A 14,333-nucleotide genomic window follows, 5' to 3' on the forward strand; every position below is an offset into this window, starting at 1 on the left:
TTATATCTGATATACCTAAACTAGACGACTATTATTATAGATTTTTACAAAATATTTTACTTAAAACACTAGAACAAAATAAAGCTGTTGAAACTTATTTATTACAGAAAGATTTTAATAGTGCTTAAATGAGATAAAAAATGTAAATGAATAACTTGAAGAATATTCAAGCATTCTTTCTTTACTCAAAGTAATTAAAACCCATTTTATTGATAAAAAAATATATAATTAAGTACCGTTTAACTTAAATCCTTTTTTTATAATTAAAAATAATATAGAGTGGAAATAAAAAAAGGTATTGAATTATGGAATATGCATTATTAATTTTCAGTATTATAGCGATTTTAGTTATAATACAAATGGTTAAAGTTGTACCACAACAACAAGCATGGGTAGTAGAAAAACTCGGAAAATTCGATAAGGTACTGCAGCCTGGTTTAAATTTACTAATCCCTGTCATTCAAAGAGTAGCATACAAACATACTTTAAAAGAAGAAGCCATAGACGTTACCGCTCAAACAGCTATTTCAAACGATAACGTAACATTATCTATTGACGGTGTTTTATATGTTAAGATCATTGATCCAATGGCAGCATCTTATGGAGTTAATAATCCTTACTATGCCATAACACAGCTTGCTCAAACTACTATGCGTTCGGAAATCGGTAAACTCCCTTTAGATAGAACTTTTGAAGAACGCGAAACTTTAAATGTAGCGATTGTAGCAGCTATTAATCAGGCTGCTATAAATTGGGGCATACAATGTATGCGTTATGAAATTAAAGATATTCAACCTCCGCAAACTATACTTAAAGCTATGGAATTGCAGGTAGCGGCGGAGCGTCAAAAAAGAGCTCAAATTCTAGAATCAGAAGGTAATAGACAAGCAAAAATTAATCATGCAGAAGGTGAAAAAGCACAAATCGTACTGAATTCAGAAGCTTCTTATACCGATCAAGTTAATAGAGCAAAAGGTGAAGCTGAGGCAATCGGTTTAGTCGCTACCGCTACGGCAAATAGTATTGAGATTGTCGCAGCTGCCGTACAAAAAACGGGAGGAAGTGATGCAGTAGCTCTTAAAATAGCCGAACAATATATTAGTGCGTTCGGTAATTTGGCTAAAGATACCAATACCGTAATTTTACCTGCAAACCTTTCAGAACCAAGTAGTTTTGTAACCGGAGCGTTAACTATATTTAACCAATTAAAAGCTTCTTCGGAAAAGAAAATAGATTAAGTAGCAATTTATAAAGATTTATTATTGTAATAATAATTAGTTTTATATATCATATCAGATTATTAATTAATAAAAGGTTATGAATATGTCAGTATTTGTCGGCAAAACTGCTCCGGATTTTACAGCTAAAGCTATTATGCCTAATAATAATATAGACGATAAGTTTAAACTTAGCGATTATGCTGCAGGGGATAATATAGTGTTATTTTTTTATCCCCTAGATTTTACTTTTGTTTGTCCATCGGAAATTATAGCATTTCACAATAAGCTTGGTGAATTTACTGAAAGACGTACTAAAGTAGTAGCTGTTAGCGTTGATTCTCATTTTAGCCATTTAACTTGGAAAAATACTCCGCATAATAAAGGCGGACTTGGACAAGTACAATTCCCAATGGTTTCCGATATAAAAAAGGATATTTCTTCAAAATATAATGTACTTAATGAAGACGGTGTTGCTTTGCGTGGAACTTTTTTAATTGATAAGGATTTCATAGTACGTCACATGCTAGTTAACGACTTACCTATAGGTCGTGATATTAATTATATATTAAAAGTAATCGATGCTTTAACTCATCATCAAAAGCACGGCGAAGTTTGTCCTGCCGGCTGGCATAAAGGTGAGGAAGCAATTACCCCATCACATGAGGGTATAGCACATTATTTAAGCTCACATGCCGAGAAATTGTAGTATACTCGTTTAATTTGAAAAACTGGCGTCGTTGTTTCATATTTTTTGATCCTCACGTAGGTTATCTATGCTGCGGTCAAAAAATATGAAACACCTTGCTCTTTTCCAAATTAAACTTCGTCTACCTAGCAATAACACTCCACTTATGTAAGAAAAACCCTAACCCATATCAAATAACCCTAAATAATGCTAAAAGAATTATTTTCTGTCTCTAATTCTAAAACTTCTTATAGTCTTGAAACAATTAATATTTTACGTCTTATTAGGAGTGAAAATATCGGTCCTAAAACTTTCTTTAGTTTAATTAAATTATTCGGTGATGCAGCAACTGCCATAGATAACGCTCCGGATTTTTCATTGCGAGGCGGCAAGTCAAAACCAATTAAAATTTTTAGTAAAAGTGATGCTGAAAAAGAGTTAGAGCTTCTCGAAAAAGACAATGCTAAGATCATCACATATAAATCTCCGGAATATTCAAAATTGTTACTTGAAATTTATGATCCACCACCAATATTAAGCTATAAAGGTAATATAGAGTTATTAAATCATAATAAATGCGTTGCAATAGTAGGTGCAAGAAACGCTTCTGCAAACGGAAGAAGCTTTGCTCATAAAATTACAAATGATTTAGTAAAAGAAGGTTATATAACCGTTTCAGGTTTAGCACGAGGAATAGATAGCAGTGTACATCAAGCAGCAATTTCTCAAACTATCGGAGTTATTGCAGGCGGTATTGATCATGTATATCCACTGGAAAATAAAAAACTATTTGAAAATTTAGCAGAAGAAGGTTTAATATTAGCTGAGTTACCTATCGGCTCTACACCGCTTGAAAAACATTTTCCACAGCGTAATAGGATAATATCAGGACTAGCCTTAGGAGTAGTGGTAGTAGAAGCAAGCTTAAAATCCGGTTCATTAATAACTGCAAAATTTGCACTTGAACAAAATAGGGAAATATTTGCCGTTCCCGGCTTTCCTTTAGATCCAAGATGTCAAGGTACAAATAAATTGATTAGAGAGGGATCATATTTAGTGGAGTCAGTAGATGATATTGTAGCTAATTTACCACAATATGAAGAATTTATGAAAAAAGATGATGGATTATTTAAGGATTTTGTTGAGCTAGGAACACTAAATACGAGATATGTTAAAGAACCGTCACAAAAGGAGCGTACTGCTATATTGGAATTATTATCGGCAGTACCTATAGATTTTGAATATTTATAAAAAGAAACAGAATTACCGCTTCCTATTATATATACGGTAATATTAGAATTAGAACTCGCCGGCAAAGCACTGCGTCACGCCGGTAATAAAATATCATTAGTTTATCCCTAATGCTTTATGTCATTCCCGCGTAGGCGGGAATCTAGAAAAAAGCGAAATTATTTGAGCTTTTAATTTTAAAAACTTAGTGTGTTTATACTTGTTAGTGACTGGATTCCTGCTTTCACAGGAATGACATAGTCAAGAGTTATGCAAACAATATAGAGTAATTATTTTTATAATCAAATTATATAACAAAAAATAACCATAGATGAAATTAGTAATAGTAGAATCGCCGGCAAAGGCAAAAACAATAAATAAATATTTAGGTGATGAGTTTAAGGTCATTGCATCATTCGGTCATATCAGAGATTTACCTTCTAAAAAAGGCTCTGTGTTACCTGATGAAAATTTTGCAATGAAATATGATATTTCCGATAAAGCCGGTAAATATGTAGATGCCATAGTTAAAGATGCTAAAAAAGCTGATGCAGTATATCTTGCAACCGATCCTGATCGTGAGGGTGAATCTATCTCATGGCATGTTGCAGAGGTAATAAAAGAAAAAAATAAGGTTAAATCTGATAATTTTTTCAAAAGGGTAGCCTTTAATGAGATCACTAAAAAAGCAATTATTCATGCCGTTGAGAACCCTAGAAAACTTGACACTAACTTAGTCAATGCCCAACAAGCAAGAAGAGCTTTAGACTATTTAGTCGGCTTTACCCTTTCACCTCTTTTATGGCGTAAGTTACCGGGATGTAAATCGGCGGGACGTGTGCAGTCCGTGGCTCTGCGATTAATATGTGAGCGAGAAGATGAAATAGAGCGTTTTAAGTCAGAAGAATATTGGGATATTAGCCTTAAAATGCAAAATAATAATAACGAACTATTTACTGCTAAATTGACTCATATAAACGATCAGAAGTTAGAAAAATTCTCAATTATTAATGAAAAAGATGCCAAAGATTTAACCGAAAAATTAAAATCACAAAAATTTCATGTTGATAGGATAGAAAAGAAACAACAAAAACGTCAACCTCAACCTCCTTTTATTACTTCATCACTGCAACAAGAAGCAGCAAGAAAATTAGGTTTTAGTGCTAAAAAAACCATACAAATAGCACAAAAACTTTATGAGGGCGTTGATATAGGTAAGGAAACTATAGGGCTTATTACCTATATGAGAACCGACGGCGTTACATTATCAAATGATGCAATAGCAGATATACGCAAGTTAATCGATAAAAGTTACGGCGATAAATATTTACCGACTAACCCTAGAATTTATAAATCCAAAGTAAAAAATGCTCAAGAAGCTCATGAAGCAATAAGACCGACAAATATCACTTATACTCCAGATAGCTTAAAAGAAAAGCTAGAAAAGGATTATTATAAACTCTATGAACTAATTTGGAACAGAACTATAGCCTGCCAAATGGAAAATGTGATAATGGATTTGGTAGTTGCAAATTTAGCTTCAGACAATAAAGAATATTTGGCAAAAGCAAACGGATCGACTATAGCATTTGACGGATTTTATAAGGTTTATCGTGAAAGTGTAGACGATGAGGCTGAAGAAGAAAATAAGATGCTACCGCTTTTAAAAGAGCAAGAACAGCTTAAAACTAAAGAAGTTATTCCGAATCAGCATTTTACCGAACCGCCTCCAAGATATTCGGAAGCAAGTTTAGTGAAAAAACTTGAAGAGTTTGGGCTTGGTCGTCCTTCGACCTATGCTAGTATTTTATCGGTTTTACAAGATCGAAAATATGTTTCTCTTGAGAAAAAACGATTTATACCTGAAGAGCTTGGACGTTTGGTAACGGTATTTTTAGTTGGTTTTTTCAAAAAATATGTTGAATATGATTTTACTGCAGGACTTGAAAATGAATTAGACGAAATAGCAGCCGGCAAACTTGAGTGGAAGGCTGCCTTAAATAATTTTTGGAGCGGTTTTAACCATAATATTGAATCGGTGAACGCGCAAAAAATAACCGAGATTATTAGCTATGTACAGAAAGCTCTTGATTATCACTTGTTCGGTGAGAATAAAGAATCTAAAATTTGTCCATCATGTAAAACAGGCGAGCTTAGCTTAAAGCTTGGTAAGTTCGGGGCGTTTTTAGCATGTAGCAATTATCCTGAATGTACTTTTAGAAAATCTATTGTTAGCGGTAACGATAATAACGAGAATGAAGGCGAGCCTTCCGCTACTCCTAATGAGAATAAAGTTTTAGGTACGGATAAAGACGGGATAGAAATATATCTGAAAAAAGGACCTTACGGACCTTATATTCAACACGGCGAACAAGAAGGCAAAGTAAAGCCGAAACGTAGCCCCATACCTGCTAGCTTGAACCAAAGCGACATCACACTTGATATAGCATTAAAGCTTCTAAGCTTACCGCTTAAAATCGGTATTCATAAAGATAGTAGCGAGGAAATTATGATAGGATACGGTAAATTCGGTCCTTACATAAAATATACAGGGAAATTTATTTCAATACCTAAAAAATATGATTTTCTAAATTTAAGCTTAGATGATGCAATGCAGCTAATTGAAGACAACAAGGCGAAGTTAGAGAAGAAATAAGCGTAAGAGGATGTCATTCCTGCGAAAGCAGGAATCCATAAAATAAAACTAAAAAACAAAAATGTATTGGGTATATATATTATGCTCTAACAAGAATGGCACTTTATATGTTGGTATTACTAACAATATAATACGTCGTGTTTATGAACATAAACAAAAAATAATAAAAGGTTTTACCTTAAAGTATAATATTACAAAACTTGTTTATACAGAAGAATTTACTGACATTCAAGAAGCACTTACAAGAAAAAAAAACTTAAAAAAATGGAAGCGTAGTTAGAAAACAGAACTAATAGAAAAAACTAATCCTGAATGGAAAGATTTAATTGAATAGCTCTATGGATTCCTGCTTTCGCAGGAATGACATCGATCTTGCTTTTAACTAAAAAAATAAGTAAAAATGACAAAAGTTATAACACGATTTGCTCCGTCACCGACCGGTATGTTACATGTTGGTAATATCAGGGCAGCATTGCTTAACTGGCTATATGCCAAGAAGCATAACGGACAGTTTATTTTAAGATTTGACGATACGGATTTAGAGCGTAGTAAACAGGAATATAAAGATGTTATCGAGGAAGATCTAAAATTTTTAAATATTAATTGGGATCAAACATTTAACCAATTAAGCCGTTTAAGTAGATATGATGAAATCACAAATCTATTACTAAACAAAAAAAGATTATATGCCTGCTATGAGACTCCTGAAGAGCTAGAATTAAAGCGTAAATTTCAACTATCTAAGGGATTACCACCGATTTATGACCGTGCTAGTTTAAATCTAACTTCAGTACAAACACAAAAATATATAGAACAAGGAAGAAAACCGCATTATAGATTTTTGATAAATCATGAACCGATTAGCTGGCATGATATGATCAAAGGCGAAGTTAAATATAACGGCAAGGCTTTAAGCGATCCAATAGTGATAAGAGCAGACGGTAGTATGACCTATATGTTATGCTCAGTTATTGATGATATTGATTATGATATTACTCATATTATTAGGGGTGAAGATCACGTGAGCAATACCGCTATTCAAATTCAGATGTTTGAAGCATTAAATAAGATTCCGCCGGTTTTTGGGCATTTGAGTTTAATAATCAATAAAGACGAGAAAATTTCTAAACGAGTGGGAGGGTTTGAGATCGCAACTCTTAGAAAAGAAATCGGGCTCGAAGATATGGCAATTGCTAGCTTTTTTAGTTTACTTGGTTCATCGGCACAAATCTTGCCTTATAAATCAATGGAGAAGTTAGCAAATCAATTTGAGATAAGTAGTTTCTCTAAAAGTCCAACTATCTATCAGCCGGAAGATTTAGAAAGACTAAATCATAAATTACTTATAAATTTAGATTTTGATGAAGTAAAAGAACGCCTTAAAGAAATAGATGCCGAGTATATTGAGGAAAATTTTTGGTTATCGGTAAGACCTAACTTACAAAAATTACGTGATGTAAAAGACTGGTGGGAAATTTGTCATCAAACTCCAAATGTTCAAAATCTAAATTTAGATAAGGAATATTTAAAGCAAGCAGCAGAATTATTACCGAAAGGTAAAATCACTAAAGATAGCTGGAGCATTTGGATTAAAGAAATAACAAATATAACAGGTAGGAAAGGTAAGGAATTATTTTTACCTCTTCGCCTTGCTTTAACCGGCAGAGAATCAGGACCAGAAATCGCAGGAGTTTTACCTTTGATTGATCGGAAAGAGATAGTAAAACGATTAACGTCATTCCAGTGAAAGGACTCATACCGGACAGTTTATAAAAGACCCGTCATTGTGAACCAGCATTTATGCTGGCGTGGCAATCTCAGGAGTTTTTTTATATTATCTTATGAGATTGCCGCATCGTTGCTAACGCAACTCCTCGCAATGACGATTGAATATAACAATACTTTAGCTATAATACTCTATCATATTGGTATTAATAATAGCACCGGCAAGTTCTGCAGTATCGCTGTAGATATTATCAGCAATAAGAGAAACTATACCCGCTGTTCCTGCTACTAAACCTTCTACAATTTCATAAGCTATATATCCTGCAGTTAGTCCTGCTTTTACTGTATTTTTTACACATTCGATAGAATCGGACGGCAAAATTAAAATTGCTCCTAAGGTAAAAGCACCAATAAGAATCGGAGGATTGTAATAAGCAAAAGTTGCAAGGCTTGCTTGAGCAAATGTGGATACAAAAGAATAATTAGCGTTGTTCACATTAGAAATAAAATCTTGAACGGAGCATACAGCACTCGCACCGTTCTCTAATGTATTAATAGCATGTTCTGTTGCTAAAGGTAGCATAACATTGTGAAATCTGTCGCAGCTTTGGTAGCATTTTGAAAATGAATTGTAGCACTATCAAAGTAACTAGATGTTTTTTTTTGAGGTTTGGGCCCCCCCGTATAGTTTTTTGTCATGATTTTCCCCCTTAAAATTAACGTGACGCAATTATAACTTAAATATTAGATCATGTCAATGGATATTATTAATAAATTAATAAAGGTAAATTAGTGTGTAATTCCCAATTTCTGAGAGGCTATCTGTAAGGTAATTTTAATTAATAATTAAAGAGATTTTATAGCAAAAATTAATAAGTTTTTGAAAGGATGCTGTTCCTATTTCAAAAAAAACTTATAATTTGCAGCAAAAAAGAATTTAATTAGCGTTAAAATTACTTTATAGATAGCCTCTCAAATAACTCATTATCTTTTTTAGGCATTGGATTAGCTGAAGTTAAAAGCTTTTCTCCGTAGAATATTGAATTAACGCCTGCCATAATACATAAAGCTTGTAATTCATCAGACATTTGTTCCCTACCTGCCGATAAACGAATATACGATCTTGGAATCATTATTCTTGCCAAAGCTATTACTCGAATAAAATCAAAAGGATCAATTTCTTGTACATTTTCTAGCGGAGTACCTGGAATTTTTATTAGCTTATTGATAGTTACCGATTCAGCATTTGCAAGAGTCGAGATCATATTAATACGATAGTCATTGGTTTCTCCCATTCCTAAAATACCGCCGCAGCATACTTTCATACCGGAAGCACGAACATAGTGCAAAGTATCTAGCCTATCCTGAAAAGTACGGGTGGTAATAGTTTTATCGTAAAACTCTTTTGAAATATCAATATTATGATTATAAAAATCAAGCCCTGCTTCTTTTAAAATAATTGCTTGATGCTCTTTTAATAAACCAAGCATAACGCAGGTTTCTAAGCCTAATTTTTTGACCTCCTTAATATCATCTCTCACAAACCAGCTTTAAGTCCTCATCACGTGGACCACGCCATGCAGCTCCCATACAAAAGCGAGTACTACCTGCTGCTTTAGCACGTTTTGCTGCCGTAATTACTTCTTCAATTTGCATTAAAGGCTCTTTTTTTACATCAGTTTTATAGTGTGCAGATTGAGGGCAGAATTTACAATTTTCAGGACAACTCCCTGTTTTAATGCTTAAGAGGCTACTTATTTGAACTTTATTCGGATCAAAATTAGTACGATGCACTGTTTGAGCTTGATAGATCAGCTCCATAAACGAAAGGCTAAAGAGCTCTTTAGCCTCGTCAAAAGTCCATTTTTTCATTTCTAAAAATTATTTTCTTTTTAGGCTCTGTGTACAAAATTTAAATTATTTTAAAATATATTATTTTAAATTTTTGTACACAGAGCCTTTATTCTTAACGTACGAAAATAAAGAAGAGAAAACAAAAAGTTTAGCAAGACCGCTGGGAATAAAAATTATAAATCCGCTATAAATTGCTTGTTTTAAGCCTATCATACTTGCAAGCCAGCTAACGCCGAATAGATAAAATATAGTATGACCGATAATACAAATTATAGTAACATTTACAAAATTCTCAGCTAGCTTATCCTTTAAAGCACTCATAACAGGAGTTCCGATTAAGAAGCCGAAATAATAGCCCCCTGCTGCTCCTAAAAAATAATTTATCCCGCTAGAAAATTTACAGAATACCGGCAAACCCATTATACCTACAAAAATGAAAGTTAGTATAGTTAGAAAACTAAGACGTGGACTATAAGTAAAAGCGATAATATAAAGTATTACGCTATGCATCGTAATTGCTACCGGTTTTATAGGAATGCTTATTTGGGACGAAGCAAAAATAGCCGCTACTCCCATAATTATTTTAACAATATCTAGAGCATAAGAATTTGTATTTAAATCTTCTACAACTCTATTCGGATGTAATACTTTTAATAGAGAATTCATTGTACACCTCTTTCTTTAGTGGACATCTTTCGAAACTCTACTTCTAGAGGTTAATTTATACGTCGATCCGGTACTCAAATCCTCACGTACTAGTATGTATACTGCGGTTCGAGGTGAAGTATCTTCTACAAATTCCTCTCTATAAGCGAGTTTGGAAAGATGTCTAGTTTATATTTTATTTTTGGATAATACATAAAAATAAAGGAAAGAAAAGAGATATTTTCGATATAATTCTATTATTAATTGTTAATTATTTTATTGTAAAAGATTTAAAAACTAAAAAACTTTTTGATTTTTAGCTTATCTTCTTCAGACAAATTAGGCTTGAACCTGTATATATCTTTTTTATTAGCACTTTCAGGTCTAAATTTAAACTCGCCTCTAGTTGTTTTGATTGTAACTATCTGATCAGGAGAACCCCATTTAGGAAAATCATATTTTATAACTATGTCCCCGTTTCTAAGTCCAGATTTATAAGCATTACTATTTTCGTCAATATTTTTTATTGTATAATTATTTATTAAAGCATCTCTATCAAAACCACGATCATATGCCCCCATTTTTATTTTCTCGATCGGCAGAACTTTAGCAACATCAGCGAAATCTATAGTTTTACCTTGTTCTGTATATTCGTTTATCTCTTTATATCCCTTTTGGAACATAATTTTTAACTATTTTTTTAAAATAATCGCTTGAAAATTCTTGTTCTTTTGAGGTTTTAAATAAATCAAGCATAACATTATCCAGCGATTTACTCTTATTATTCTCTTTAATGAGGCTGTCCAAATAAAGTGCAAAAACAAACCCACGATAATATGGCAATCTTTGTACTGCATAATCTTTCCAATAATCTGTTTTGATTAAATTATTAGGCTCGTTTATTACAGCTGATAAATAATAATCTTTAAAGAATTGGTTAAATTCTTCTATAAATTCTTCAAGTGTTATAACTGTAGAATGCAAAGCTAAAACACGTGCATAATAATCGGTAAACCCCTCACTCCACCAATAATTTAATCCTTCTAAGTTATTACGTATTTTCTTCCCTATCCAATTATGCAGATGTTCATGAGCAAATAACGTTATATAATCCTGTTTGTCCAAACCTTGAGGAATAAACGCGGTAAAACTATGAGTTAAAACTGTTCCGCCCATATGTCTAGGTTGATCGCCTTCGATTAAGCTTATTAGATAATACGGAAAATCATTATCATGGAAAAATGCTCTTTGTCCCTTAATAATTTTATTTATATAAGAAGATATTTCTTGATCTTTAAGATCAAACTGACCATGTAACGAAAGATATACAGGATTTTTTTGATCAACAATTTTGTAAACACGTAAATCACCTGCTGCATAAACTGCACTATATAATGCAATCGGCATAGCTTTAAATTTCACGCTTTTACCAAGACCATAATCTGATATTGTTTTCCAGCTATCAGAAATATTATTCCATTCAATATTAAACTCTACTATGTCATTTCCATTTAGATCACCGGGAGTAGCAAAAAGCCCATAACCCGGTGAATGAATTAAATTTTGTCTAATTATTGTTTCATGGATATCACAAGGATTACCGGCTTTTTGATATATTTCGTAGCTTAAACGGATAATATTGATTGTTCCCGTATTAAAAATAGCTTCATTCGAGTCCTGATGTCTAAACTGCAACTTGCCGATAGGATATTCTAGCTTAACATTTTTAATTTGCTGATAGTATGAACTGCTTGCCCAAGCATAGGGTAAATCTAAAACAACTGCTCCATCCATATCCCCGATTATTTCGATTTCAATCTTGATAGCAGAAACAGGAGTATTAGATAAGGGGGTTATTTTGTAATTTATCTGCCGATAAGTGTTTGCTAATACTAGATTTGGAATTAGAATTACAAGTATTATCAAAAAATTTTTTAGAAAGTACATTTTCAAAACTCAGGGATTTTAGAGATTATTTAGATTGTTGTGCAACTCTCGACGTCATTCCCGCGTGGATATCGAGTCGTCATTGCGAGCAGCCGTAGGCTGTGTGGCAATCTAGAAAAAATAATAAAAAAATTCTGTAAATCAGAATTTTTGACTGGATTGCTTCGTCAATTACTTACGTAATTTCCTCGCAATGACGGAAAAACCTATCTATGCAACAATGCCTCGTGGGAATGACATACACCTTGCAATTCATAAGCTTCTTCATCTTCAAGCCATTTAGCGTTTTCTATTAAATATGATTCTTGAAATTCGGCAAGTTTTGGATCAGGGATACCTTTTAGATTTTTAAGCCCGTCAAATAAAATACCTAAAAAACCTATATTATTATTTTTACAATAATTCCCTATATCTTCCACATGTTTTTCCCGATCATCAACAAATACAATAAAATAATCTTTTAAATTTAAATCTTTAGAAAATTTTGATAAAGTACCGCTTTTTGAGTGATTACCGGTTATGAATATACCTTTATAAAAAATAGCATCATCATTTTGTCCTGAATTATAAATTGCTAATTTTTCATTATCCAAAAACTCTATACCTAGCTCTTTTAATTCTTTATACCTCCAATCTTGCATCGAAGGAATACTACCGAACTCTCCCGTATTCATTTGTGTAAGAGCATAAACAGGAAACTTTGCCTTGAGCTTGTTTATAACTTCTACCCACTCTTCATCAATTAATATTACTTTTCGCTGCAGCCGCCAATTACTGACAATTTCTTCATAACTGTCATAATTACTTTTATTTTCCTTAATTCTATCAATCATTTGATTATAAGGTGGCTTCTTAAAAGTTTTTGATTTAGGAGTTATAAGGGTATCGTCAACATCAAGGAATATAGATGCATCGGCAGGTGCATTTTTTATTATTAAATCATAAACTTTTTTAGCATTATCGATAGTTTCAAAATCTTTCATATATTATCAAATTTAATATTAAGTTCTTCAGTTAAAATAGCCATCAACTCAAATCCTGCTCCATTTTTCCATTTTCCTTGTTCATAAAAAAAATGATAAGGACCGCTAACCGGCGACGACAACCAAATTTCTTTGGCGGCACTTTGTTTATTTATTACATATATACCTTTATCAGTATCAAGATTTAATATATCGCCTTGTAAATCTACGTCTATACTTGCTTCTTTATCTTGCTCTTCTATCTTTTCTGCTATATATGCAATTGTTATTTCGGCTATTTTACTAAATTCGGTATTATTCATAATTTTCTTTTTATTTTTCAGGATCAATTTCCGGCTCAGCTATTTTAATCAAACTTTTTCGATAAGTTTCAACAAATCTATTATGATCATTAAGATTGTTAGAAAAATTATGCCCGCCTTTACCGTCAACTACAAAAAATAATGCATCCGTTTTAGCAGGTTTTACCACTGCTTCTAAAGATTTTAACGACGGACAAGAAATCGGACCGGGTGGTAAACCTTTTATATAATAAGTATTATAGGGTAGTTCTTGCAATAAATCTTTTCTTGTTAAAGCTCTTGCTAATTTAAATTTACCCTCAGTCAAAGCATATATAGTAGTTGGATCGGCTTGTAGCTTCATATTTTTCTTTAAACGATTAATGAATACTGCTGCTATAATAGGCTTTTCTGCATTTGAGCCGGCCTCTTTTTCAATTATCGAAGCTAGCGTTAATATCTCAAGTCTAGTTTTTAACGGAGAATCCGGTGAAAGATTTTGCATTACCTTATCTAAATTAGCAGACATTAAATTTCTCATTTGATCGATTATCTGCTCTTTTTGATCTCCATAAGAAAAAAAATACGTGGAAGGCATTAAAAAACCTTCCGGTATTATCCCTTTTATCTCTCCTAGTAAACGACTTTCTTCATTAATTTTCTTTATAACCTTACTAACTACCGTACCTTCCGGTACAATTATCTTGTGTATTATAGATTTACCGCTTGCTAATATTCTTAAAGTTTGCAGAGGCGATATATTACGGGTAAACACATATTCACCGCTTTGAAGAGGTCTTTTTATAGAATAAATTTTAGCAATTACCTTAAAAATTCTCGGATATTTGATTACTTCATTAGAATAAAGTTTTGTAACTATTTGATTTACGGATAATTTAGGTTCAATAATTATCGTTTTATTTTGAGTAAGATTACCCGGCACAAAAATATAAAATATACTAAAATTTAGCAAAGTAATAAATATAGTTAGAGATATTATAACTAAAAAAAGTTTAGTTTTTAATAGGTTTTTTAACATAATAACTATTATTTTTATAAGGCTTAGAAATATTGATAAAAAATTACCATGAAATATGGTTTTTTCTT

14 protein-coding genes and 3 pseudogenes are annotated in these 14,333 nt (G+C 32.4%); 8 read left to right on the forward strand and 9 right to left on the reverse strand.

The window, feature by feature from the left end; genetic code table 11:
• Positions 1-2 precede the first annotated feature (2 nt).
• From RAS_RS04260 to gltX, 8 genes and pseudogenes are all read left to right on the forward strand, one after another.
• A pseudogene (locus tag RAS_RS04260) lies at positions 3-232 on the forward strand (hypothetical protein).
• Between the two features lie 73 nt (positions 233-305).
• Entirely contained in the window at positions 306-1,238 is a 933-nt protein-coding gene (locus tag RAS_RS04265; protein ID WP_147142647.1) for an SPFH domain-containing protein, read from the forward strand.
• Between the two features lie 85 nt (positions 1,239-1,323).
• A complete protein-coding gene (locus RAS_RS04270) occupies positions 1,324-1,926 on the forward strand; it encodes a peroxiredoxin (protein ID WP_147144036.1) in 603 nt (200 codons plus the stop codon).
• Between the two features lie 186 nt (positions 1,927-2,112).
• Positions 2,113-3,156 carry a DNA-processing protein DprA gene (gene dprA / locus RAS_RS04275; protein ID WP_232049135.1) on the forward strand — a complete coding sequence of 348 codons (1,044 nt, stop codon included), beginning with the start codon at positions 2,113-2,115 and terminating at the stop codon, positions 3,154-3,156.
• Between the two features lie 39 nt (positions 3,157-3,195).
• On the forward strand, positions 3,196-3,267 hold the full coding sequence (locus tag RAS_RS10730; RefSeq protein WP_332094814.1) for a hypothetical protein: 72 nt from the start codon (positions 3,196-3,198) through the stop codon (positions 3,265-3,267).
• Between the two features lie 199 nt (positions 3,268-3,466).
• Positions 3,467-5,791: a type I DNA topoisomerase gene (gene topA / locus RAS_RS04280; RefSeq protein WP_147142650.1), complete on the forward strand. Its 2,325-nt coding sequence runs from the start codon at positions 3,467-3,469 to the stop codon at positions 5,789-5,791.
• Between the two features lie 61 nt (positions 5,792-5,852).
• Positions 5,853-6,071 (forward strand): GIY-YIG nuclease family protein, encoded by a 219-nt coding sequence (locus RAS_RS04285; RefSeq protein WP_147142653.1) that lies wholly within the window; start codon positions 5,853-5,855, stop codon positions 6,069-6,071.
• A 120-nt stretch (positions 6,072-6,191) separates the two neighbouring features.
• Entirely contained in the window at positions 6,192-7,538 is a 1,347-nt protein-coding gene (gene gltX / locus RAS_RS04290) for a glutamate--tRNA ligase (RefSeq protein WP_147142656.1), read from the forward strand.
• Positions 7,539-7,694: 156 nt separating this feature from the next.
• On the opposite strand, the gene RAS_RS08605 is transcribed toward gltX, so the two are convergent.
• From RAS_RS08605 to mltG, 9 genes and pseudogenes are all read right to left on the reverse strand, one after another.
• Positions 7,695-8,099 carry a hypothetical protein gene (locus tag RAS_RS08605; RefSeq protein WP_172616128.1) on the reverse strand — a complete coding sequence of 135 codons (405 nt, stop codon included), beginning with the start codon at positions 8,097-8,099 and terminating at the stop codon, positions 7,695-7,697.
• Positions 8,100-8,469: 370 nt separating this feature from the next.
• Positions 8,470-9,388: pseudogene (gene bioB, locus RAS_RS04300) on the reverse strand (biotin synthase BioB).
• A 60-nt stretch (positions 9,389-9,448) separates the two neighbouring features.
• Positions 9,449-10,036 (reverse strand): biotin transporter BioY, encoded by a 588-nt coding sequence (locus RAS_RS04305; RefSeq protein ID WP_147142659.1) that lies wholly within the window; start codon positions 10,034-10,036, stop codon positions 9,449-9,451.
• Positions 10,033-10,201 (reverse strand): annotated as a pseudogene (locus RAS_RS10735) (palindromic element RPE1 domain-containing protein); the annotation flags it as partial. The pseudogene RAS_RS10735 and the gene RAS_RS04305, both read right to left, overlap by 4 nt.
• Positions 10,202-10,305: 104 nt before the next feature.
• Positions 10,306-10,698 carry a hypothetical protein gene (locus RAS_RS09780; protein WP_232049136.1) on the reverse strand — a complete coding sequence of 131 codons (393 nt, stop codon included), beginning with the start codon at positions 10,696-10,698 and terminating at the stop codon, positions 10,306-10,308.
• Complete coding sequence (locus RAS_RS09785; RefSeq protein ID WP_232049137.1) at positions 10,679-11,962, reverse strand: M61 family metallopeptidase; 1,284 nt, start codon at positions 11,960-11,962, stop codon at positions 10,679-10,681. Before RAS_RS09785 ends, RAS_RS09780 begins: the two co-directional genes overlap by 20 nt.
• Positions 11,963-12,168: 206 nt before the next feature.
• Positions 12,169-12,945 (reverse strand): DUF2608 domain-containing protein, encoded by a 777-nt coding sequence (locus RAS_RS04330; RefSeq protein WP_147142663.1) that lies wholly within the window; start codon positions 12,943-12,945, stop codon positions 12,169-12,171.
• Positions 12,942-13,247, reverse strand: a complete 306-nt coding sequence (gene cyaY, locus RAS_RS04335; protein WP_010423411.1) for an iron donor protein CyaY — start codon at positions 13,245-13,247, stop codon at positions 12,942-12,944. Before cyaY ends, RAS_RS04330 begins: the two co-directional genes overlap by 4 nt.
• A gap of 10 nt (positions 13,248-13,257) precedes the next feature.
• Positions 13,258-14,265 (reverse strand): endolytic transglycosylase MltG, encoded by a 1,008-nt coding sequence (mltG, locus tag RAS_RS04340; RefSeq protein ID WP_147142666.1) that lies wholly within the window; start codon positions 14,263-14,265, stop codon positions 13,258-13,260.
• Positions 14,266-14,333 lie beyond the last annotated feature (68 nt).

The organism is Rickettsia asiatica (assembly GCF_007989425.1).
Classification (GTDB): domain Bacteria; phylum Pseudomonadota; class Alphaproteobacteria; order Rickettsiales; family Rickettsiaceae; genus Rickettsia; species Rickettsia helvetica.